This is a genomic window from Burkholderia semiarida, assembly GCF_029268935.1.
GTDB classification, from domain to species: Bacteria; Pseudomonadota; Gammaproteobacteria; order Burkholderiales; family Burkholderiaceae; genus Burkholderia; species Burkholderia semiarida.
Window position 1 is genome coordinate 651,310 of record NZ_JAHLCL010000007.1, and the last position, 22,237, is coordinate 673,546.

17 protein-coding genes are annotated in these 22,237 nt (G+C 67.5%); 9 read left to right on the top strand and 8 right to left on the bottom strand.

The window, feature by feature from the left end; genetic code table 11:
- Positions 1-8: 8 nt before the first annotated feature.
- Positions 9-3,176 (top strand): multidrug efflux RND transporter permease subunit, encoded by a 3,168-nt coding sequence (locus tag KPB06_RS16035; RefSeq protein WP_059583401.1) that lies wholly within the window; start codon positions 9-11, stop codon positions 3,174-3,176.
- A 763-nt stretch (positions 3,177-3,939) separates the two neighbouring features.
- Positions 3,940-6,660, top strand: a complete 2,721-nt coding sequence (locus tag KPB06_RS16040) for a TonB-dependent receptor plug domain-containing protein (protein WP_059583399.1) — start codon at positions 3,940-3,942, stop codon at positions 6,658-6,660.
- A 309-nt stretch (positions 6,661-6,969) separates the two neighbouring features.
- On the opposite strand, the gene KPB06_RS16045 is transcribed toward KPB06_RS16040, so the two are convergent.
- Complete coding sequence (locus tag KPB06_RS16045) at positions 6,970-8,313, bottom strand: APC family permease (protein ID WP_059585370.1); 1,344 nt, start codon at positions 8,311-8,313, stop codon at positions 6,970-6,972.
- A 120-nt stretch (positions 8,314-8,433) separates the two neighbouring features.
- Positions 8,434-9,279, bottom strand: coding sequence for a carbon-nitrogen hydrolase family protein (locus KPB06_RS16050; protein ID WP_059585369.1), 846 nt, complete (start codon positions 9,277-9,279; stop codon positions 8,434-8,436).
- A gap of 175 nt (positions 9,280-9,454) precedes the next feature.
- On the opposite strand from KPB06_RS16050, the gene KPB06_RS16055 reads away from it, so the two are divergent.
- A complete protein-coding gene (locus KPB06_RS16055) occupies positions 9,455-10,273 on the top strand; it encodes a response regulator transcription factor (protein ID WP_059585368.1) in 819 nt (272 codons plus the stop codon).
- Here the strand turns inward: KPB06_RS16055 and KPB06_RS16060 are convergent.
- Positions 10,240-11,007: a GNAT family N-acetyltransferase gene (locus tag KPB06_RS16060; RefSeq protein WP_124658034.1), complete on the bottom strand. Its 768-nt coding sequence runs from the start codon at positions 11,005-11,007 to the stop codon at positions 10,240-10,242. The two genes, KPB06_RS16055 and KPB06_RS16060, sit on opposite strands and share 34 nt — an antisense overlap.
- Before the next feature lie 214 nt (positions 11,008-11,221).
- Here KPB06_RS16060 and KPB06_RS16065 point away from each other — a divergent pair, with 214 nt between their 5' ends.
- Genes KPB06_RS16065 through KPB06_RS16090 form a run of 6 tightly spaced genes read left to right on the top strand, consistent with a single transcriptional unit; the run spans position 11,222 to position 16,645 of the window.
- Positions 11,222-12,364 (top strand): acyl-CoA dehydrogenase family protein, encoded by a 1,143-nt coding sequence (locus KPB06_RS16065; RefSeq protein ID WP_059585366.1) that lies wholly within the window; start codon positions 11,222-11,224, stop codon positions 12,362-12,364.
- A gap of 49 nt (positions 12,365-12,413) precedes the next feature.
- The gene (locus KPB06_RS16070; protein ID WP_059585365.1) at positions 12,414-13,316 is read left to right on the top strand and encodes an HpcH/HpaI aldolase/citrate lyase family protein; all 903 of its coding nucleotides are present in this window, start codon (positions 12,414-12,416) and stop codon (positions 13,314-13,316) included.
- Positions 13,317-13,324: 8 nt separating this feature from the next.
- On the top strand, positions 13,325-13,978 hold the full coding sequence (locus KPB06_RS16075) for a pyridoxine/pyridoxamine 5'-phosphate oxidase (protein ID WP_059585364.1): 654 nt from the start codon (positions 13,325-13,327) through the stop codon (positions 13,976-13,978).
- On the top strand, positions 13,969-15,204 hold the full coding sequence (metC, locus tag KPB06_RS16080; protein ID WP_059585363.1) for a cystathionine beta-lyase: 1,236 nt from the start codon (positions 13,969-13,971) through the stop codon (positions 15,202-15,204). The genes KPB06_RS16075 and metC overlap by 10 nt, the downstream gene beginning before the upstream one ends.
- On the top strand, positions 15,198-15,842 hold the full coding sequence (locus KPB06_RS16085) for a glutathione S-transferase family protein (RefSeq protein ID WP_063892451.1): 645 nt from the start codon (positions 15,198-15,200) through the stop codon (positions 15,840-15,842). The genes metC and KPB06_RS16085 overlap by 7 nt, the downstream gene beginning before the upstream one ends.
- A 20-nt stretch (positions 15,843-15,862) precedes the next feature.
- Positions 15,863-16,645 carry a glutamine amidotransferase gene (locus tag KPB06_RS16090; RefSeq protein ID WP_063896780.1) on the top strand — a complete coding sequence of 261 codons (783 nt, stop codon included), beginning with the start codon at positions 15,863-15,865 and terminating at the stop codon, positions 16,643-16,645.
- Here KPB06_RS16090 and KPB06_RS16095 read toward each other — a convergent pair.
- The 5 genes from KPB06_RS16095 to KPB06_RS16115 all read right to left on the bottom strand — a co-directional run bounded on the left by KPB06_RS16095 (position 16,568) and on the right by KPB06_RS16115 (position 22,227).
- Positions 16,568-17,302, bottom strand: a complete 735-nt coding sequence (locus KPB06_RS16095) for an autoinducer binding domain-containing protein (protein ID WP_059608823.1) — start codon at positions 17,300-17,302, stop codon at positions 16,568-16,570. The genes KPB06_RS16090 and KPB06_RS16095 overlap by 78 nt on opposite strands.
- A gap of 85 nt (positions 17,303-17,387) precedes the next feature.
- Entirely contained in the window at positions 17,388-17,819 is a 432-nt protein-coding gene (locus KPB06_RS16100) for a hypothetical protein (RefSeq protein ID WP_059585360.1), read from the bottom strand.
- A 59-nt stretch (positions 17,820-17,878) separates the two neighbouring features.
- Positions 17,879-19,417 carry a DHA2 family efflux MFS transporter permease subunit gene (locus tag KPB06_RS16105; protein ID WP_059585359.1) on the bottom strand — a complete coding sequence of 513 codons (1,539 nt, stop codon included), beginning with the start codon at positions 19,415-19,417 and terminating at the stop codon, positions 17,879-17,881.
- Positions 19,414-20,778 (bottom strand): HlyD/EmrA/EmrK family protein, encoded by a 1,365-nt coding sequence (locus KPB06_RS16110; protein WP_081059345.1) that lies wholly within the window; start codon positions 20,776-20,778, stop codon positions 19,414-19,416. The genes KPB06_RS16105 and KPB06_RS16110 overlap by 4 nt, the downstream gene beginning before the upstream one ends.
- Before the next feature lie 9 nt (positions 20,779-20,787).
- The gene (locus KPB06_RS16115; RefSeq protein ID WP_226093782.1) at positions 20,788-22,227 is read right to left on the bottom strand and encodes an efflux transporter outer membrane subunit; all 1,440 of its coding nucleotides are present in this window, start codon (positions 22,225-22,227) and stop codon (positions 20,788-20,790) included.
- Positions 22,228-22,237: the final 10 nt, after the last annotated feature.

The window sequence follows — 22,237 nt, forward strand, 5'->3', positions numbered from 1 at the left end:
GCACGCCGATGCCGTCGTTCTTCATCGACCGCCCGGTGTTTGCGTGGATCGTCGCGCTCGCGATCGTCGTCGCGGGCGTGCTCGCCATTCCGCAATTGCCGGTCGCGCAGTATCCGCGCCTTGCGCCGCCACGCGTCGTGATCACGGCGGCCTATCCGGGCGCGTCGACCGAGACGGTCGACGGCGCCGTCGGCAGCATCATCGAGGAAAGCCTCGACGGCGCCGACGGGCTGCAGTACTACGAAACGAGCAGCGACGGTCACGGCAATCTCGAGATCGACGTGACGTTCGCGCCCGGCACGGATCCGGACATCGCGCTCGTCGACGTCAACAACCGGCTGAAGCAGGTCGAGCCGCGGCTGCCGCAGCAGGTCGTGCAGCAGGGCATCGGCGTGTTCAAGGCCGCCAACACGTTCCTGATGCTCGTCACGCTGACGTCGACCGACGGCACGCGCGACTCCGCCCAGCTCGGCGACTATCTGAACCGTTACGTGCTGCGCGAACTGAAGCGTGCGCCGGGCGTCGGCGCGGCCCAGCTGTGGGACGCCGACGAGGCGCTGCGGGTCTGGCTCGATCCGAACAAGTTGCGCGAATACGACCTCGGCGCCGACGACGTGATCGCCGCGATCGGCGTGCAGAACGCGACGGTCACGGCCGGCGCGATCGGCGATGCGCCGTTCGAGCGCGGCCAGCAGCTCACCGCGACGATCGTCGTCAAGGGGCAACTGACGTCGCCGGAGGAGTTCGGCCGGATCGTGCTGAAGTCGAAGCAGGACGGTTCGGTGGTGCGTGTCGCCGACGTCGCCCGCGTCGAAATCGGCCGCGACGACTATTCGTTCTATTCCCGGCTGAACGGCCGCCCGGCGGCTACCGTCGGGATCCAGCTCGGCCCGCGCGGCAACGCGCTCCAGACGTCGAACGCGATTCGGGCGCGGCTTGCCGAGCTGTCGAAGACGCTGCCGCCGGGCGTCGCGGTCGAGATTCCATTCGACGGCGCGCATTTCGTGACGATCGCCCTTCGGGAAGTCGTGCTGACGCTCGTCGAGGCCGTCGTGCTGGTGTTCTGCGTGATGTGGCTGTTCCTGCGCGAGCTGCGCTACACGCTCGTGCCGACCGTCGTGATTCCGGTCACGCTGATGGGCGCGTTCGTCGCGATGTGGGCGTTCGGGCTGTCGATCAACGTGTTCACGATGTTCGGCCTCGTGCTGGCGATCGGCATTCTCGTCGACGATGCGATCGTCGTGGTCGAGAGCGTGCACCGCGTGATGGAGGAGGGCGTGTCGCCGCGCGAGGCGACGCGCCTCGCGATGAAGCGGATCGGCGGGGCGATCGTCGGCGTGACGGCGGTGCTGACGGCCGTGTTCGTGCCGATGGCGTTCTTCCCGGGCAGCGTCGGCGGCATTTACCGGCAGTTCGCGGTGTCGATGATCGCGTCGATGCTCGTGTCGTCGTTCATGGCGCTGTCGCTCACGCCGGCGCTGTGCGCGAATCTGCTGAAACCGGTCGGCCGTCGCGAAGGCGCCCACGTGCCGCGACGCAGCCTCGGCGCGCGCCTGGCCGACCGCTTCGGCGTCGCGTTCGCGCGGGCCGAGGCCGGCTATCGGCGCGTGACCGTGTCGGCGGTACGCCGCACGGGCACGGTCGCGGGCCTCTATGCCGCGCTCGTGGCCGTGTGCGGGCTGCTGTCCTGGATGATGCCGGGCGGCTTCCTGCCGACCGAAGACCAGGGGCAACTGCAGGTGATGATCCAGTTGCCGGCTGGCGCGACGCAAGCGCGCACGGTGGCGGTCGTCCAGCGCGTCGAGGCGATTCTGCGCGCGGAGCGGGCCGTCGCGAACGTGACGAGCGTGATCGGCTGGAGTTTCGCGGGCAGCGGACAGAACGTCGCGATGGCATTCGTCGAGTTGAAGGACTGGACGCAGCGCGACGTCGATGCGATGACGTTGCGTGATCGCCTCAACCGGCGCTTCGACGGGATTCTCGACGGCGACGTACAAGCGACGCTGCCGCCATCGGTGCCCGGCCTCGGTCACGCGGACGGCTTCACGTTCCGTCTCGAGGATCGTGGCGGGGTCGGGCTCGACACGCTGAAGGCCGCTCGCGAGCAGATGGCCGCGCGCGCGAAGGCGGACCCGGCGCTCGCGTCCGTGCATTTCGAGGACTTGCCCGATGCGCCGCGCATCGAGCTCGACGTCGATCGCGCGAAGGCGTATGCGCTTGGCGTGCCGTTCGAGCGTATCGCGGGGCTGCTCGGCGGTACGTTCGGCTCGAACTACATCAACGATTTTCCGGCGTCGGGCCGGATGCGCCGCGTGATCATCGAGGCAGATCCGGCCGCACGCGCGACCGACGCGCAACTGATGGCGCTGACGGTGCCCAACCGCACGGGGGACATGGTGCCGCTGTCGGCCATCGCCGCGCCGCACTGGACGGTCGGCCCCGTGATGCTGAATCGCTACGACGGCTATCCGTCGCTCGACGTCAGCGGCCGGGCGGCGACCCACACCAGTTCGGGCGCGGCGATGGCGGAGATGGAGCGGCTTGCCGCGATGCTGCCGGCCGGGATCGGCTACGACTGGGTGGACGCGGCGCGCGAGGAGCGGATCGCCGCGCGGCAGACGCCGCTGCTGGTCGGGTTGTCGGTGCTCGCGGTGTTCATGGCGCTTGCCGCGCTGTACGAAAGCTGGACGATTCCGTTGTCGGTGCTGACGATCGTGCCGCTCGGCATCGTGGGGGCATTGGCGGCGGCGCTCGCGCGCGGGATGCCGAACGACGTGTACTTCAAGGTCGGGATGATTACCGTGATCGGGTTGTCAGCGAAGAATGCAATTCTGATCGTGCAGTTCGCGCGTGAGCTCGTCGGGCGCGGCGTGCCGCTGCGGCAGGCGGTGGTGGAGGCGGCGGCTGCGCGGTTTCGGCCGATCGTGATGACGTCGATGGCGTTTCTGCTCGGCGTCGTGCCGTTGGTGCTGGCGACCGGCGCGGGTGCGGAAAGCCGGCGTTCGATCGGAATCGGCGCGTTCGGGGGCGTGCTGGCGGCGACAGTGTTCGGGCTGGTGTTCGCGCCGGTGGCGTTTCGGGTAGTCGTGTCCATAGGCCGGCGCGGGCGGCATGCGGCGGTGACGAAGCGCGACGCGCAGCGCGTGGAAACGCCCGGGAATCTGGAGACCGATTGATGGTCGCGACGGGTGTTCCACACGAAGGCTGTCAACTCGCCGGTGCGCGACGCCGCGCACGTGCGCGAAGAGCTGCTCCATCAAGAGTCCGATCTGTTCTCAGGATGAGTGCCCGCTCTTTGCTAAACAAAAAAGTTTTGGCTGACGAGTACCGGCCGTGTGCTCCATTGCGGCGCATTCGCGAGGGGGTGAAAAGCAGCCAAACAAGGAAGACAAGACAACGGTATCGGCTGGTGAACCATATCGCTTTCATTCGGCACCAACCGAGTGCGCTCAATGCACCTAAACAAAGTTATGTGGCATCAAATATTTTTTGACGCATAGATTCTGTCCTGCTATGTTCGCGTCCAACGTAAAACTTTGGTAGTGAACGGTAATGAAGATTCCGTGTATTAAGGCTTTCAAAGTGAAGGCGTAAAGCAGTCATTCAACGAGCGGCTGCCTTTCCTGGCAACGCGTACGGGCCAATTGACGAGGCGCCATGGTGCGAATGTTCCAGGGTGCAGCTTTTTTGCAGCCGTTCGATGCGCGGAAAGATCGAATCATGTAATTAGGTTTCCTAACTCAATAGGGATGCCGTTTCTTGTAATTCAAGTTCATTCGGCGTGGCAGTAGAAGAAATAACGTTGAAAGAAATGAGCGGGCGAACGGAATGGTTGCGATCGCCAGATGATGAATCAGGAAAGCGGGGCAGCGCTATTTAAAGGCCGGCGAATCTCCGTGCATACAAAAAGGTCAGGCCTTGCGACGACAGAGGGGTGTTATGAAACCAACGGCTTTGGGGTCGGCAATACGCAGCATCGTATGGGCTGAAGTCGCGTTGACGGCGGCTTTGGGTACCTCCGCTTACGCGCAGACAACGCCTGTCGACGGGAGCGTCGCCGCCGAGCAAACCGGCAGCGCTGCCGCCGCCGCGCCCGCGCCGGCATCTGGCGCCACCGCGGGCGGGCAGACCGTGAAGAAGCTCGACAAGTTCGAGGTGACGGGCTCGCTGATCCGCACATCCGACAAGGTCGGTCACACCGAAGTGCAGGTCATCACCGCGAAGGAAATCCAGCAAAGCGGATACACGACGGTCGCCGATTTCCTGCGTTCGACCTCGGCCAACTCCGCAAGCAGCTGGGGCCAGACGACGATGAACAGCTCGGCCCCCGGCGGCGCCGGCATGGCGTTGCGCGGGCTCAGCGAGAAATACACGCTCGTGCTCGTCGACGGCCAGCGCGTCGCGAACTATGCGCAGTCGGTGAACTTCACCGACACGTTCTTCGATGTCAACGCGATCCCGCTGAACATGGTGGAGCGCGTCGAGATCGTCAAGACCGGTGCGGTATCCGTCTATGGCTCCGACGCGATCGCGGGCGTCGTCAACATCATTACGAAGAAGAACTTTCAGGGCCTGCAGATCGACGGCCAACTCGGCAAGGCGCAGCATCCGGGCGACGGGCAGGGTAACTTCAGCGTACTGGCCGGCTTCGGCGATCTGAATTCGGACCGCTTCAACGTCACCGCGGCCGCCAGCTATTACCGCGATTCGGGCTCGACGCTCGGCGATCGCGACATGACGTCGGCGCAAGACTTCACGCAATATCCCGGCGGGCTGGCAGCGCCGCTCGGGCCGAACCAGCAATCGTACTGGTCGCTGGCGGACGGCTCCAAGGTGCCGCTTTCGCCGTGCCCGCCGGGCAGCAAGACGAGCGCGACCAATTGCACGTACAACCCGGCCGCGTCGACATCGCTCGTTCCGTCCACGACGCGCCTGAACGCGAAGGTGCGCGCCACCTTCAAGATCGACGACAACACGCAAGCCTATGCGGGCTTCTGGGTGAGCCGCGATGAAACCGTCCAGCTGCAGGGACCGGCCTCGATCTCGAGCACGACGAACGTCTACAACCCGGCGACCGGGTCCGTTTCGCCGCTGCCGCGCACCGTACCGGTGAGCAACCCCTATAACCCGTTCGGTGTGCCGACGGCGATCAACCTGACCTTCCCGGGCAACGTCGTGGGGGCGGACACGGTATCGACGTTCTGGATGGCGAACACGGGCGTCAAAGGTTCGTTCGATGCGGGCAGATTCGGCGCATGGGACTGGTCGGCCGATTACGGTCATTCGCAGAGCACGGTCGATACGACGTATCGCAACCGGATCAACGTCGCGGGCCTCGAGAACATGCTCGCGAACGGCACCTACAACTTCTCGAACCCGGCCGCCACGCCAAACGGCCTGAACGGCGTTTTCACGGACGACGATCAGCAGGCCATCTCGAAGATCGACAGCGTGACAGCCAAGGCCTCGACGTCGAATCTCTTCACGCTGCCCGGCGGCCCGGTCGGCCTGGGCCTGGGCACCGAGTTCCGCCACGAATCGTCGACGATCAACCCGCAGACGCTCGCGTCGCAGGGCGTATCCGCGCCCGCGAACGTGCAGACGGTGGAGGGGTCGCGCAACGTCGCCGCCGCGTTCTACCAGGTCGACATTCCGATCCTGCGCAACCTGACGTTCACGCAGGCGGGCCGCTACGATCACTACAGCGACTTCGGCGGGGCGTTTTCGCCGAGTTTTGCGCTGCGTTTCCAGCCGGTGCAGATGCTGACGACGTATGCATCGTACAGTCGCGGCTTCCGCGCGCCGACCCTCGTCGAAAACTCGCAGGCCGTCTATCTCTCTCACCAGAACCTCGTCGATCCGAACGATCCGAGCGGTGTGCCGACGAAGCACTTCACGACGGAGCAAGTCGCGGGCAATCCGAATCTTCAGCCCGAGCACACGAAGAACTACAACATCGGCTTCCAGCTTTCGCCCGATGCGATGACCGATATCGGCGCGGCGTTCTACAAGGTCCGCATCGACGGCGTCATCGGCACCGACGATCCGAACGCGGTGCTCGTCGCCAACGATCCCTCCCGCGTCGTGCGCAACGCCGACGGATCGGTGCGTTACCTCGTTCAGCATTTCGTGAACCTCGGTGCGCTCGACACCGATGGTTTCGATCTCAACTTCCGCAAGGCGGTGCGCACCAAGTACGGCACGTTCACGCTCGCAGGCGACTGGGCCTATGTGTGGCACTTCAAGCTGCACAGCCCCGGAACTGCACCGCAGGACTTCGCCGGCAACAACCTTGCGCTGCTGCAGCCGTTCGGCGCGAGCAACCCGCGCTGGAAGGGCAACACGAGCCTGAGCTGGGACTACCGGCAGCTGACCACCACGCTGACCTGGCAATACACGGGACCCTATACGAACGCCGTGGCCGCGGAATTCGGCGACGGCGGTACGGGATCGGTGGCGTCGTACAGCCAGTTCAACCTCATGTTCAACTATCGCGGCTTCAAGCATTGGACGATTTACGGCGGCATCACGAACCTCTTCGACAAGAAGCCGCCGTTCGACGTCGAGTGGCAAGCCGTGCCCGACATCACTGGCTATGACCAGTCGCTCTACACGGACCTTGGCCGCTTCTTCCAGATCGGGGCGACGTACCGGTTCTGACAGGGAGGAAACCGCCAGGCGGCAACCGGTCCCGGCGCGCGGCCCGCGCCGGGACGACGAGGAATGAGCTGGACTAGCAGGCGGCTTTACTCAAGGCAAAGGCGGAGGTGCAAGGTTCGAATGCGAGGATGCTTGGCTAGCAGCACGCCGTGCAGTCGACTTTATCGTATTTGACATAATCATAATTATCGATAGTTCACGTTGTAGCGGCTAGATAGAAATGTCCGCTTTTGGCTACATAGAGATGTCCGCATTCGGGCCGCGTAAGCTGACCGGCGGCCGGCTGGTCATCGGTTTCGTCGCGTCCCGTCAAATCGCCACTTCCGGCGGTGCCTGCCGAAACAGCCGCGTAATCCAGCACAGATACACGAGCCCGAGCGCGAACCACACGACGCCGAGCACGAGCGCCGTCTTCTCGAGGCTGACGAGCAGCCATATATCGGCCACCGCGCCGATCACCGGAAAGACGATGCCGCCGAGCACGCCGATCCTGCGCTCGCCGCCGTGATTGCCCGACAGGTACAGCCGAATCACGCACAGATTGACGGCCGTAAAGGCAAGGAACGCACCGAAGTTGATGAACGACGTCGACGTGGCGACATCCAGCTTCAACGCGATCAATCCGACGACGCCGGCCAGCGTGATGTTGATCGCGGGCGTCTTGAAGCGCGGGTGAATGAACCCGAAGATCCGCTTCGGCAGGATTTCATCGCGGCCCATCGCATACAGCAGCCGGCCGACGCTCGCCTGCGCGGAGATGCCCGATGCGAACTGCGCGAGGATCAGGCCTGCCAGGAACACCGTCACGAACAGGTCGCCGCCGATCATCCTCGCGACTTCGAATGCAGCCGAATCCGTGTCCTTGAACTCGACGCCGGGGTGTGCGAGCTGCATCGTGTACGCAGCGATCACGAAGATCGCGCCACCGATCAGCGCAATCAGCAGGATCGCGCGCGGCATGTTCTTTTTCGGATCGATCGTTTCCTCGGTCAGCGTCGATACGGCGTCGAAGCCGAGGTACGAGTACGCGGCGATCGCGGCACCGGCCATCGTCGCGCCGAACGGCACATGCGGCTTGAAGAACGGCTCCGCCATCGCGATACCGCCCGCGCCTGCCGCCGCCGACGCGTAGTGCCAGCACAGCACGACGAACATCGCGACGATCGCCAGTTGCACGATCATCAGCACGATGTTGAAGCGTGCCGCCAGTTCGATGCCGACGATGTTCAGGCCGCTCGTCAGCACGATGAACGCGACGATCCAGATCCACGTCGGCACATGCGGAAATGCCGCGTTCAGATAGGCCGCGCCGATCAGCCAGATCACCATCGGCAGGAAAAAATAGTCGAGCAGCGTCGCCCAGCCGATCATGAAGCCCAGATGCGGGTTGAACGTCTTGCGCGTGTATGTGTAAGCGGAACCTGCCGCCGGAAAGAGCCGTGCAAGCTTGCCGTAGCTGAGCGCGGTGAACGCAATGGCCACCAGAGCGAGCAGGTACGCGAGCGCGGCCGTGTCGTCGCTGGCCTTGGCGAGCACGCCGTACGTACCGTAGACAATCAGCGGCGCCATATAGGCGAGGCCGAACAGCAGCACGGAGGGCAAGCCGAGCGTGCGCTTCAGGCGCGCGGGTTCGTGGGATGACGACGCTTGCATGTTATCTCCTGGGCCTTCGAGGCCGATCGAGTGCCTGTGGCAGGCCTTTCAATGGAATGAGCCGGCACCGCCGGGCGTGACGCCCGTGCGATGTCGCAGAGGAACAGCGAGTGAGCCGGATTACCCGGTGCGGTGACGGCGCGCGCCGATCATCAGCGCGCGGCGTCCGTTCGGCTCCTCGATGGGCGCGAGACCGAGTGTCACGCGTGCGTCGTGCAGATAGCTGTAGTGTTCGCGGCTTGCTTCGAGACGCGTCAGATCGAGGCTCGTCTGCACGACGGCTTCGTCCCGGCCGAGCTCGAGCCTGCTCTCGCCGAACGGATCGACCAGTGCGGACTGGCCGGCGAATGTCAGGTCGTCATCACCGGAGCCGCAGCGATTCACCATCAGCGCGAACATCTGGTTCTCCATCGCACGCGCCGCGATGGCACGGCGATGCACGGGGCCGAACGGATCCATGTTGCCGTTGGTGACGATCAACAGATCGGCATCGAGCGCACCGATCGCGCGCGCCGTCTCAGGGAATTCGATGTCGTAGCAGATCAGCAGGCCCACCGTCAGGCCATTCCACGGACAGGTTACGAAACGGTCGCCCGGCGTGAATACGCCGACATCCGACGCCCACAGATGGGTCTTGCGATAGCGCAGCACGAGGTCGCCCTGATCGTCGACGAGCACCGTGCTGTTGTAGAACCGTCCGCCGTCGCGTTCCGCGAGGCCGACCGCGACGGCGACGCCCTTCTGTCGTGCCGCATCGCGTACCGCGGACAACGCGGGACCGTCGAGCGTCTGCGCGACATCGGCGACGTTGTCCCGCGTCGGGAAGCCCGACAGTGTCGTTTCGGGGAACACGACCAGCTTCGTGCCACCTGCCACATCGACGCGCCCGATCGTGTCGATCACCTTGCGCGTGTTGTGTGCGACGTCGCCGTCGACCAGCGCGAGTTGTGCGAGTTCTACCTGCATGAAGCCCACTCCTTCCAATACCCTTTCATTCGCGTGTCGTATCCATTGCATCGCGCATACGACGCTTCGTCGAGCAAAGCAGCCTCCACCGCCGCCTGCCGAAGTGAGGTCGATTATCGGGTTATTATTTTTGACCAGAAATTCCCCACCAGGGTTACCCTCACCGGAGCACACGATGGACCTCGAATGGCGAGATCTCGCTTTTCATCGGGAGATTGGTTCGGCCATCGACGCGCTCGATGGCCCGCATTTCTGGGCGCGCCTCACGCGCGTGCTCGAACGGCACCTGGATTTCGACAACTGGGTCGCGCTGCGTTTCGCACGCGATGGCGCGCCGCTCGTGCTCGCCGAACAGGCGATGCCGGACGGCAAGATCGACCTGATGTTCCAGGACTACCTTGCCGCGCTCTACCAGCTCGATCCGTTCTATCTCGCCGCATTCGAAACGCAGGCGTCGGGCTTCTACACGCTGGCCGACGTCGCGCCGGACAACTTCCGGATGACCGAGTACTACCAGCGCTATTTCAAGAAGAACATCGTCGGCGACGAAGTGCATTTCAACGTCGTGATCGATCGCGATCACACGCTGGGTTTTTCGCTCGGCAAGACGAGCAAGTACGACGAGCGCGAGATAGCCTTGCTGACGCTGTACACGCCGTGGGTGCTGTCGTTGATGCAGCAGCGCCTGCGCTTCGAGACGTTCGCCGCGAAGGAGGCGCCGCGTGCAACGGAAAGCGAGCTGCCCGATCCGCACGCGCGCTTCGGCACGCTGACCGGCAAGAGCGGACGCGGTGCGTTGACGACGCGCGAAATCGAAGTGGCGATGTTGTCGTTGAGCGGGTTCTCGTCGCGCGCGATCGGCGAGAAGCTGTCGATCTCGTTCGAGACCGTGCGTGCGCATAAAAAGCATATCTACGCAAAGCTCGGTGTCGGGTCGCAATCCGAGCTCTTTGCGTTGTTCTACGATCCGGCAAGAGCGGGTGAATCCACGTGATTTGCCGCGTGTCCTGACGGCCCGGATGCCTGCAAGCGCCCTTCGTCAGGCTCCCCAACGGTATCCAGGTCGAGCCGCAGATCCGTCACGAATGCACTCCCCGGCTGGCGCGACAGCGTGAATCCGACGGAACGCGCAAGGCCTTTCATCGCATCGTTCTCGGTCAGCATCGTGCCGACCATCTGCCGCATGCCCGAGCGCCGCGCGAGATCGATCAGGCTCGACAGCAGCATACGGCCGAGCCCTTGCCGCTGCCATGCGTCGTCGATCACGATCGCGCATTCGACGATCTCGGTTGCTCCATCGTCAATCGCATAACGTGCAACGCCGATCAAACGCTCGCGACCGCCGGCGCGGATCGTCGCGATCACCGCGCCTTCCCGCCGGCGATCGATGCGGGTCCATCGGATCAATTCGTCTTCGGTCGGCTTACGTGCGGACATCAGCCTCAGGTAGCGGCTGCGGCTCGACAGCCGGTCGACCAGTTCGCGTTCGATGTCGAGATCGCCGGGCTCGATCGCACGCAGGAGGATCGGCGTTCCGTCCCGCGCGTCCCAGACGCGCCGGACGCCGAGCGCCGGCGCATCCTGCCTGGCCGTGACGCAGGCCGCCCATTCGGGCGCCATCGTATCCATCGTGCCCTCCGCCTTTTCCTGCCGGTCGGGCGCGTCGCCACCGGATCGCAGCGTACGCTGCCCTGACCTTATGCATCGATTATCGGGACGGCCGCCCACCCGATAAATGCCTGGCGGAAGACTTCACAGTTGGTCGTGCGGAAACAATGGACCGGCAACGCGAAGCCGGCACGCCATGTGCCGGTGTCATCGCCGTCATTGGCGCGGCAACTACCACTACTGCCAGTACCTGCACTGTCCGTGCCCCCTTAACCTTGTCGTCATCGCTGGCGCGCCGTCGAAGGCCGCGCCGCTTCGACCGGAGACACGACAGATGCCATTTGACTGGACGCAGGAGCAGCACGCGACGCGGGCGCGGTTTCGCGACATTGGCGCCGGAATCGCCGCCGCCGTGGAACGCGACGGCCGCGCGCCCGCCGGATTCGACGAAGCCGGCTGGATGAAGCTCGGGCAGGAAGGACTGTGGGACATGATCGTGCCGCAGACGTATGGCGGCGACGGTCACGGCTGGTGGCACTTTTCCGCGGCGCTCGAAGGGCTTGCGTCATCGATCCGCCGCCCGGCGCTGCTGCTGTCGGTGATCGCGCAGGCCGGCATGGTGCGCGCACTCGAACGGTATGGCACGGCCGCGCAGCAGGACCGCTATTTCGGTGCGATCCTGCGTGGCGAACTGAGCGCGACCGCGATTGCCGAGCCGGGCACCGGCACCGACGTGCGCAGCATCGCGACGACGCTCGCCGAGCACGGCGACGGCTACAGGCTGACCGGCAGCAAATTCAATATCGCGCATGCGCCGCTCGCGCGTTTCATCCTCGTCGTCACGCGCATCGAAACGCCGGGCCGGCGCAACACCGCGCTCGTGATCGTCGATCGCGACCAGCCGGGCATCACGGTGAGCCCGCCCGACCGCAAGCTCGGCCTCGACGACCTGCCCACCGGCGCGCTGCATTTCGACGACTGTCCGATCACGCGCGGGCAGCTGCTCGGCGAACCGGGCGCCGGGCTCGGCAACCTGATCGACATCATCTCGCTCGGCCGGCTCTATTACGGCCTCGTCGCCGCCCAGGTGACGGCGCCCTATCTGCGCGACGCGATCGGCTATTGCCGCGAGCGACGCAGTTTCGACAGCACGATCGATGTCCACCAGTACGTGCAGCGCCGCCTCGTCGATTTGCAGATCGGCATCGAGCGCGGCACGTGGCTCGCGCGCGGCGCGCTCGCGCAATTGCTGACGGATCACCCGCACGCGCTGATGACATGCTCGATCGCGAAGCTCGTCGGCGCTCAGGATCTCGTCGACAGCGCGCTCGGCCTCGTGCGGCTGTACGGCAGCCTCGGCTACCAGGCCGGGCCGGTGGCCGCGTTCGCGGCGGACGCACTGGGCTTCATGAGCGTCGGCGGCACCGAGGAAATGCATCGCAAGAACATCTTCAACCAGATGATGCGCGCCGGCTGATCGCCCGCGCCATCGCCACGCGCACCGCGCGCCTTACAGGAAACCACGCATGACACCGACGAACCGACGCCCTTCCCGCCTGCGCCGCTCCTGGCTGTTTCTCGCCGGCGCCGATCACGATGCGCTCGTTGCCGGCACCGCGAGCGGTGCGGATGTGCTGATCCAGGAACTCGAAACCTTTACGCCGCCCGACCGGCGCCCGGCCGCGCGCGAACTGAGCGAGCGGGTGCTCGCGGGCTGGCGCGATGCCGGCGTGCTGGCGTCCGTGCGCGTGAATCCCCTCGACGCGGGCGGCATCGACGACCTGCGCGCCGCGATGCGCGGCCGCCCGGACATCGTGATGATGTCGTACGTCGCGACGCCCGAGCAGGTCGTCGCGCTCGACGAAGCCGTCACGCGCTTCGAGCGCGAATACGACATCGTGCCGGGCTCGACCGAACTGGTGCCGAACGTCGAGACGACGCTCGGCCTCGTGAACACGATGGCGATCGCGCGCTCGAGCCCGCGCGTGTCGGCCGTGCTCGTCGCGACCGAGGACATGGTGGCCGACATGGGCGCCGAGCGCACCCGTGCGGGCCGCGAGCTCGACTACGTGCGCTCGCGCTTTCGCGTCGAATGCGCGGCGGTCGGCGTGACCGCGATCGACTGCCCGTACAGCTATGCCGACAACGAAGGCGCGGAACTCGACATGCGCGTGTCGCGCGGCCTTGGCTACCAGGCGAAAGCGATCGTCAACGCGCAATTCGTGCCGGTCGTCAATCGCGTGCTGACGCCGACGGCCGACGAGGTCGCCCTCGCCCGCCGCGTGATCGACGCGTTCGATCACGCGCGGCGTACCTCCGGCGGCCGCCGCGTGGCCGCCGCCGTCGTCGACGGCTTCCTCGCGGAAGTCCCCGACTATCTCGCCGCGCATCGGCTGATCGCCCGCGCGACGCAATTCGGCATCGCATGAGTATCGCCATGGATACGATCGCCACGCGCCTGAAGGCGCTGAAAACCCTCGCGCATGCCGCGCCGCACGTGCCGGCCGACCACTGGGCCGACACGCCGCACGCGCAGTTCGAACGCTGGCTCGACGAGGCCGTGACCGCCGGCGCGCTCGAACCGCAGGTGACGACGCTGTCGACGGTCCGCCCGGACGGACGGCCCGATGCCCGTTCCGTCGTGCTGCTGAACGTCGACGCGCGCGGCTGGCATTTCGCGGCGAACGCACGCAGTCCGAAGGGCCGCCAGCTCGCGAACCGGCCGTTCGCGGCGCTGACGTTCTACTGGCCCGCGATCGCGAGCCAGATCCGGCTGAGCGGCCCGGTCGAGCGGTTGCCGGACGCCGAAGGCCATGCCGATTTCGCAAGCCGCCCCGAGCGGTCGCGCGCGAGTATCCTGGCCGGACGGCAAAGCGAACGGCTCGACGATCCGGCCGACCTGACGCGTGCGATCGACGCGCAGCTCGAACGGCTGGCCGCCGATCCGGCGCTCGTGTCGCCCGACTGGCACCTGTATGCGCTGGCCCCCGACGAAGTCGAGTTCTGGCGAGCCGACAGTTCGCGCCGTTTCGCGCGGCAGGCTTATCGTCGCGCGGGCGCGCGCTGGGAACGGTGTGCGCTATGGCCGTGAAGCGTGACGAACCGCCGCCGCCGCGCGACGGCGCGCATGACGGCCTGCACGACGACACGCGGCTCGCGCACGCGGGCCGCGACAGCGCCGCGTGGCACGGCTTCGTCAATCCGCCCGTCTACCATGCGTCGACCGTGCTCAGCCCGACGGTGTCGGATCTGCTGAACCGCACGCAGCCGTATATCTACGGCCGTCGCGGCACGCCGACGACGGACGCGCTCGAGCGCGCGGTGACGAGCCTCGAAGGCGGCGCCGGCGCGGTGCTGTGCCCGTCGGGCCTGTCCGCGTGCACGCTCGCGCTGCTGTCGTGCCTGAAGCCCGGCGACCATCTGCTGATGACCGCATCGGTCTACGGCCCGGTGCGTCACGCATGCGAAGGCGTGCTTGCGCGGCTCGGCGTCGAGACGACGTGGTACGACGGCAGCACGCCCGTCGCAGCCGCGTTTCGTCCGAACACGCGTGCACTGTACGTCGAGGTGCCCGGCTCCTACACGTTCGACATGCACGACATTCCCGCGCTCGTGCGGCTCGCGCATACGCACGGTGCGCTGGTCCTCGCGGACAACAGCTGGGCCACGCCGCTGTTCTTTCAGCCGCATGCGTTCGGGATCGACCTGTCGATCCAGGCCGGCACCAAGTATCTGGTCGGGCACTCGGATGCGATGCTCGGCATGGTGTCGGCCAACGCGCGCGCATGGCCCGCGCTGAAGCAACTGCATGGCGATCTCGGACTGTGCGCCGGCCCCGACGACGTGTATCTCGCGCTGCGCGGGTTGCGCACGCTCGGCGTGCGGCTGCGGCAGCATCAGCGCAATGCGCTTGCGGTCGCGAGCTGGCTCGCGACGCGCGCCGAAGTGCAGCGCGTGCTGTATCCGGCGTTGCCGGGCGACGCGGGCCACGCGCTGTGGCGCCGCGATTTCCGTGGCGCGTCGGGGCTGTTCTCGATCGTGCTGCAACCGGCTCCCGCGCACGCGATCGACGCGTTTCTCGATCATCTGGCGCTGTTCGGGCTCGGTTATTCGTGGGGCGGCTACGAGAGCCTCGCGTTGCCGTTCGAACTGGACGCGCACGGCCTCGCGGCGCGCTGGCCGGCCGGCAGTTGCGGCGTGCGCCTGCACATCGGACTCGAGGATGCGGACGACCTGATCGCCGATCTGGCGGCGGGCCTCGACCGCTACGCGGCATGCGCGTCGACCGCCGCCTGCGAGGATGCCGCGCGATGCTGACCGTCTGGGGCCGCCGCACGTCGTTCAACGTGCAGAAGGTGTTGTGGCTCATCGGCGAGCTCGGCCTGCCTTACCGGCATATTCCGGCCGGCGGCGAGCACGGCTCGCTGCAGACGCCCGCGTTCGCGGCGCTGAATCCGACCTGCCGGATCCCGGTGATCGACTGGGACGGCGACGTCGTGTGGGAGTCGCACACGATCCTGCGCTATCTGGCCGCGCGCGTGCCGAACAATCCGTTCTGGTGCCGCGACACGTTCGCCCGTTCGCGCGCGGAGCGCTGGATGGACTGGTCGCAGACCGCGCTCGAACCCGACGTGATGACCGGGTTGTTCTGGGCACTCGTGCGAACGCCGCCGGAGCGGCGCGACGATGCGATCGTGCGCGACAAGGCCGCGCGCAGCGCGACGCATTACCGGCTGCTCGACCGGCTGCTGTCGACCCAGCCGTTTCTCGGCGGCGCGACGCCGGGCCTGGCCGACATCCCGGCCGGCGCGACGCTGTTCCGCTATTTCTCGCTCGACGTCGAGCGGCCGCCGTTGCCGCACGTCGAGGCCTGGTACGCCCGCCTGTGCCGACGGCCCGCCTACCGCGAACAGGTGATGGTGTCGTTCGACGCGTTGCGCGGCCAGCCGGGCTGACCTTCTACCGACCTCACGACATGACGCATTCCGCCCTTCGCCCGATCCTGATCGTGCTGCATCGCGAACAGTCGAGCCCCGGCCGGATCGGCCGGCTGCTCGCCGCCCGCGGCCATCCGCTCGACATCCGGCGCCCGCCGCTCGGCGATCCGTTGCCGGCGACGCTCGCCGACCATGCGGGCGCCGTGGTGTTCGGCGGCCCGATGAGCGCCAACGACGGCGATCGCTGGATCCGCGACGAGATCGACTGGATCGGCGTGCCGCTGCGCGAGGCGGCGCCGTTTCTCGGCGTCTGCCTCGGCGCGCAGATGATGATCCGCCATCTGGGCGGTCGCGTGAACGCGCATCGCGACGGGCGCGCGGAAATCGGCTACTGGCCGATCGCCGCGACGCCGGCCGGCCGGCGGCTCGGTTCATGGCCGTCGCACGTGTATCAGTGGCATCGCGAGGGCTTCGAGCGCGTCGCGGGGCTCGAGATCCTCGCGACCGGCGAGCATTTCGAGAACCAGGCCGTCCGTTACGGGCCGCGCGCGTACGGTGTCCAGTTCCATCCGGAAGTGAGCTATCCGATGATGCGGCGCTGGAGCACGGCGGCCGCGCACAAGCTGGGGGTGCCCGGCGCGCAGGATCTCGCGACGCAGGCGAACGAAGGCTGCCGGCACGACCGCGCGACGGCCGCGTGGCTCAGCGCGTTTCTCGACCGCTGGCTCGACGGGACGCCGGCATCAGGTCTGCACGGTCACGTCGGAGATGCTGATCAGCCCCCACTCGACCGCGCGCAGCACGGCTTCGTGCCGACGTGACACGTTGAACTTGCGGCGGATGTTCATGAAGTGGAAGTTGATGCACGACTCGGTCACGTTCAGGATGTGGCCGATTTCCCACGAGGTCTTGCCGGCCGCATGCCAGCGCAGGCACTCGACCTCCCGTCGGCTCAGACGCGGCACGCTGTCGGGCGGTGCGTGGCAGCGCGTGCCGGCGATCGCTTCGCAGGCGATGTCGCGCAGCAGCGTGAGCGCCGCCAGATGCCGGTCGCAGCGCTCGCACGTGGTGGCGAGATCGTCCGCGCTCGCGCACGACAGCATGCCGACCTCCCCCTTCGGGCCGCGCACGGGCAACACGACGCCGCTGCGCATGCCGTACGCGGCCGCCGCCTCGTAGCATGGCCGTTGCCCGGGCAGCCCGAACAGCGCGCCGTCCCAGACGAGCGGCAGCGCCGAACGGAAGCAATGCTGCAGCATCGGGTCGATGCGGTCGAACTGCCGCTGCCGGTACAGCGCCGTCCAGCCCGGCACGCCGCTGCTCCACTTGCGCGCGAGATCGAACGATGCGCCGGCAAACGGCAGCACGATCAGCACGACCTTGTCGAACCCCATGCCGGCGGCCGCGTCGGTCATCCGCTGCCATGACGCGTCCGTGTCGCCGGGTACCAACCATTTCAGACAATCCAGTCCTTTCATACAAGCCACCCCGTTTATTAGTTGGAATCTGCAATCAGGCGGACTTGCGCAACCGGTTCGAGGCGTTGCGCGCGAACGGGCCGCGCTAGACCGCCTCGGTCAGACGTCGCCGACCCGCCTGCTTCGCGTCGTCGAGCGAAGCCGTCACGTCGAACGGGATCCCGAACGCCTTTTCGATGCCGGATGCGTTCGCGATGGCCGCTTCGCGCTCGTTCGGGTCCGGTTCGACCGACACGAGCGCGCGGCAGACCGCGGCGAGCGCGGCGCGGTTCTGCTTGAGCCACATGCCGCGCTCCTTGCGGTCGTCGTGCGGCTCGTCGGGGCGGGCCGGCGGAAAGATCATGACAAACGGCTCGCCGTGCCGCATCAGCGCGTGCATGTCGTCGAGCCAGCGCTGCGCGTAGCCGCGGGAGGCAATGGCGTCGTTGCGCACGACGACGAGCGGGAATTCCGTGACGTCGAACACGGCGAGCGCCGCCAGTGCGGACGGCGCGTTTCCAGCGTGGTGGGTAGGCATCGGGTCAGTCTCCATCGAGTTGAACAGCATGGGTCGGAACGGGCCGCGCGGCGCCCGCTTCATCGTTTCGCGGCAGCGCCGGGGCCGAACGGCGGGCGGGCGAACCACACCACCGCGATCACGGCGAGATACACGCAGCCGAGCGCGAACGACACGTCGTTGAACGAGATCTGGTACGCCTGCGCGTCGACCAGGTTGCCGAGCAGCGCTGCCGCGCGTTGCGGATCGCCGCCGCCCAGCTGCGCGAGTTCGGCGCGAACGGCCGGATCGAACCTGCTCAGGTGTTCGCTGAGCTGCGCGTGATGCAGGATCGCGCGCCGGTCCCACAGGAACGACGTGATCGACACGGCGAAGCTCGCGCCGAGCGTGCGCAGGAACGTCGACAGGCCGGAGCCCGCGGCGATCTCGTCCGGCTTCAGGTCGGACAGCAGGATGCTGTTGATCGGCATGATGAACAGCGCGAGGCCGAGGCCTTGCAGCAGCTGGATCAGCGCGATGTGCGTGAAGTCGACGTCGGGTACGAAGCCCGCGCGCAGGAACGACGACGTGCCGAGGATCGCGAACGCGCAGCACACGAGCACGCGCATGTTGAAGCGCGGCGCGTACTTGCCCATGAACGGCGTCATCAGCACGGGGATCACGCCCATCGGCGCGACGGCCAACCCGGCCCAGAACGCCGTATAGCCGAGCGTGCGCTGCAGCCACTGCGGCACGATCACGTTGACCGCGAAGAACGCCGAGTACGCGAGCACGAGCGTCAGCGTGCCGGCCGCGAAGTTGCGATGCGCGAACAGCCGCAGGTTCACGATCGGGTTCGGCTCGTTGAGTTCCCAGATCAGGAACAGCGCGATCCCGAACGCGGCGACCACCGACATCACGACGATGAACGTCGAATTGAACCAGTCGGCTTCGTTGCCCTTGTCGAGCACGATCTGCAGCGCGCCGACGCCGACGACGAGCGCGGCGAGCCCGACATAGTCGACGCGCGCGGCGACCGTCGTCTCGACGCGCGCGCGCATCTGCGCGAACACGCACATCGCGGCGAACACGCCGATCGGCAGATTGATCAGGAACGCCCAGCGCCACGAGTAATGTTCCGTCACCCAGCCGCCGAACACGGGGCCCGCGATCGGCGCGACGACGGTCACCATCGCGATCATCGACAGCGCGAAGCCGCGGCGCTGCGGCGGGTAGATCGACAGCATCAGCGCCTGGGTGGTCGGGATCATCGGCCCGGCCACGAGGCCCTGCAGCGCGCGGAACGCGACGAGCTGCGGCAGGTTTTGCGCGAGGCCGCACAGGAGCGACGCGAACGTGAACGCCAGCGTCGCCCACACGAACAGCCGGACCTGCCCGACACGCTTGACGAGAAACCCGGTCAGCGGCAACGCGATCGCATTGCTGACCGAGAACGTCGTGACGACCCATGCGCTCTGCGTCGTGCTGACGCCGAAGTTGCCGGCGATCGTCGGCAGCGAGACGTTCGCGACGGTGCCGTCGAGCACCTGCATGAACACCGCGAGCGCGAGGCCGAACGTCGTCAGCGCGACGCTCGACGGGCGAAAACCGGCGTCCGCGGCCGGCATCGGGCCGCTCATCGCACACGCTCCGCACGCACCGCCGCCGGCAGGTTCGCATGCACGACGTCGGCGATCAGGCTGTCGGCGCGCGCCAGCTCGTCGCGGTACACGTCGGTCCTGAACACCGGCGCGTCCTGCGCGCGGCGCGACAGCATCGCACCGCTGCGGTCGTGCTGGTCAACGCGCGCGTGCATCGACAGGCCGATGCGCAGCGGATGCGCGTCGAGTTGCGATGGATCCGTCAGTTCGATTCGCACCGGCAGGCGCTGCACGATCTTGATCCAGTTGCCGGTCGCGTTCTGCGCGGGCAGCAGCGAGAACGCGCTGCCGGTGCCGACGCCGAGGCTCTGCACGCGGCCCTTATAACGCACGGCGTCGCCGTACAGGTCGGCCGTCAGCTCGACCGGTTGCCCGATCCGCATGTGCTCGAGCTGCTTTTCGGTGAAGTTCGCGTCGACCCACAGCTCGCGCAGCGGCACGACGGCGAGCAGCGGCACGCCGGGCGACACGCGTTGCCCGACCTGCACCGTGCGCTTGGCGACATAGCCGGTGACCGGCGCGACGATGTCGGTGCGCGCACGGGCAAGATAGGCCGCGCGCAGCCGCGAGGCCGCGGCCTCGACGTCGGGATGCGACGCGACCGCGGTGTCGTCGACGAGCGCCTTGCTTGTCTGGTGCTGTTCGCTCAACGTCGCGAGCGCGCTTTGCGCGGCGGCGTACGCGCTTTGCGCGGACGTCAGCGTATCGAGCGCATGCGCGAGCTCCTCGCGCGAGATCGCGCCGGAGCGGCCGAGATCCTCGCGGCGCCGGTAGTCTGCCTTCGCCTTGTCGAGCGCGGTGCGCCGCGCGTCGAGATCGGCACGCGCGCCGTCGATGCTGTTCGCGAGCCCGCGCTCGTTGCTGTACAGGCCGCGCACCTTGCGCACCGTGGCCGCGAGGTCGGCCTGCGCGGCCGCGAGCGCGATCTGCGCGTCGCTCGCGTCGAGACGGACGAGCGGCGTGCCGGCGCGGACGAGGTCGCCGTCGTCCGCGTCGATCGACACGACGGTGCCCGTCACCTGCGGCGTCAGCTCGACGACGTTGCCTTGTGCGTATGCGTTGTCGGTGGACTCGTACCAGCGGCCGACGAGCCCGTACCAGATGCCCCAGCCGACGATGCCGAGCGCGAACGCGGCGACGAGCGCACGCACGAGGTGCTTGCGTCTTGCGGGCGGCGGCGTGGCCGGTGCGGCGCCGCCCGGTGCCGGTTGCGTGCGGGCGTCCGACCCGCCTGGCGCGCGCGGCGCGCCGGTGTGGTCGGCCGACGGTTGCTGGCGGGCGCTGGCCGGATCGGCGGCTGCGGGCCGCGCGGGAGTCTGCAGGGTGTTGTCGCTGCTCATGGTTCGATGTCAAGGACGGTGGGAAGGAGTGGCGGCGAGCGCGACGTCGTCCGGCTCGGCGCGGAAGCCGCCGCCGAGCGCGGCAACGAGCTGCAGCGACTGGTCCGCGCGCTGGGCGCGCAACGCGGCGACTTCGCGGCTCGCGATCAGGAGCTGCTGGCGCACGACGAGCGCGTCGAGGTAGCTGCCGACGCCCGCGCGGTAGCGCGCGTCCGCGAGCCGCCATGCATCGGTGGCGGAATCGAATGCGCGCTGCTGCGCATCGGCCTGCACGGCGAGCGAATGCAGCCGGTGCAGATCGTCGGCCACCTCGCCGATCGCGCCGATCAGCGTCTTGTTGTAGCTGGCGACCGCGACGTCGTATTGCGCGTCGCGCTTGCGCAGCACACCGCGCCGTTCGCCGCCGTCGAAGATCGGCAGGCTCACGGCCGGGCTGACGTTGTAGGTGCGCGACGCTGCCTGGAACAGCGATGCGCCGCCGCGCGTCGCGAGACCGATCAGCGCGGTGAGGCTCACGTCGGGCAGGAAGTCCGCGCGGGCGGCCGCGACGTTGCGACTCGCGGCTTCCACCCGCCAGCGTGCGGCGACGAGATCGGCGCGCCGGCCGAGCAGCGCGGCCGGCAGGTCGGCCGGCACCGCGAGCGCGGCGGTGGGCAGCGGCGCGGGCCGCGCGAGCGCGAGGCCGCGATCGGGGCCCGCGCCGAGCAGGATCGCGAGCGCGATGCGCGCGCTGTCGATCGCCTGCGCCGCGCGTGCCTGCTCGCGCATCGCGGCCGCGACTTCGCTTTCCGCCTGGCGCTGCTGCGCGACGTTGTCGATGCCTTTCGTGACACGCTGACGCGTCAGCGACAGTGCTTCGTCGGCCCGTTCGTATTCGGCCCGCGCGACGTCCTGCTGATCGAACGCATAGGCGAGATTCACGTAGGCACGCGCGACGTTGACGGACAGCAGCACGCGCGCGGCCCGTGCATCGATCTGCGCGGCCCGCGCTTCGCCGAGCGCGGCTTCCCACGCCGCGCGGCGGCCGCCCCACAAATCGAGATCCCAGCTCAGGCCGAGATTGATTTCGCGCGTGTGGCTGAAGACGCCGCCGCCCTCGCCTTTCGAGAACTGCGTGCCGGACGTGCGTTCCCCTTTCGCGCCCGCGCGGCCGACCAGATGCGGCAAGCGGGCAGCCTGTGCTTCGATCACGAGCGCCTGCGCCTCGCGCGCACGCGCATCGGCGGTCGCGAGATCGGGATTGCCGGCAAGCGCTTCGTCGATCAGCGCATTCAACTGCGCATCGTTCAGCGCAACCCACCAGTCGGCGGCCGGCCAGTCGGCGGCCGGCGCATGCGCGAGGCTGCGCGCTGCGGCGAGCGTATCGGCGCCGCGCAGCGTGCCGGCCGGCGTGAGCCCGTCGCGGCTCGCGCATGCGCCGAGCATGACGAGCGCCACGACTGCGGCCATGCGCGACAGG

Coding starts and splice junctions, on each gene's coding strand:
- KPB06_RS16085 (WP_063892451.1), top strand. CDS start 15,198: ATGCTGACCGTCTGGGGCCGCCGCACGTCGTTCAACGTGCAGAAGGTG.
- KPB06_RS16075 (WP_059585364.1), top strand. CDS start 13,325: ATGGATACGATCGCCACGCGCCTGAAGGCGCTGAAAACCCTCGCGCAT.
- KPB06_RS16055 (WP_059585368.1), top strand. CDS start 9,455: ATGGACCTCGAATGGCGAGATCTCGCTTTTCATCGGGAGATTGGTTCG.
- KPB06_RS16070 (WP_059585365.1), top strand. CDS start 12,414: ATGACACCGACGAACCGACGCCCTTCCCGCCTGCGCCGCTCCTGGCTG.
- KPB06_RS16050 (WP_059585369.1), bottom strand. CDS start 9,279: ATGCAGGTAGAACTCGCACAACTCGCGCTGGTCGACGGCGACGTCGCA.
- KPB06_RS16105 (WP_059585359.1), bottom strand. CDS start 19,417: ATGAGCGGCCCGATGCCGGCCGCGGACGCCGGTTTTCGCCCGTCGAGC.
- KPB06_RS16045 (WP_059585370.1), bottom strand. CDS start 8,313: ATGCAAGCGTCGTCATCCCACGAACCCGCGCGCCTGAAGCGCACGCTC.
- KPB06_RS16100 (WP_059585360.1), bottom strand. CDS start 17,819: ATGCCTACCCACCACGCTGGAAACGCGCCGTCCGCACTGGCGGCGCTC.
- KPB06_RS16090 (WP_063896780.1), top strand. CDS start 15,863: ATGACGCATTCCGCCCTTCGCCCGATCCTGATCGTGCTGCATCGCGAA.
- KPB06_RS16115 (WP_226093782.1), bottom strand. CDS start 22,227: ATGGCCGCAGTCGTGGCGCTCGTCATGCTCGGCGCATGCGCGAGCCGC.
- KPB06_RS16065 (WP_059585366.1), top strand. CDS start 11,222: ATGCCATTTGACTGGACGCAGGAGCAGCACGCGACGCGGGCGCGGTTT.
- KPB06_RS16040 (WP_059583399.1), top strand. CDS start 3,940: ATGAAACCAACGGCTTTGGGGTCGGCAATACGCAGCATCGTATGGGCT.
- KPB06_RS16095 (WP_059608823.1), bottom strand. CDS start 17,302: ATGAAAGGACTGGATTGTCTGAAATGGTTGGTACCCGGCGACACGGAC.
- KPB06_RS16110 (WP_081059345.1), bottom strand. CDS start 20,778: ATGAGCAGCGACAACACCCTGCAGACTCCCGCGCGGCCCGCAGCCGCC.
- metC (WP_059585363.1), top strand. CDS start 13,969: ATGGCCGTGAAGCGTGACGAACCGCCGCCGCCGCGCGACGGCGCGCAT.
- KPB06_RS16035 (WP_059583401.1), top strand. CDS start 9: ATGCCGTCGTTCTTCATCGACCGCCCGGTGTTTGCGTGGATCGTCGCG.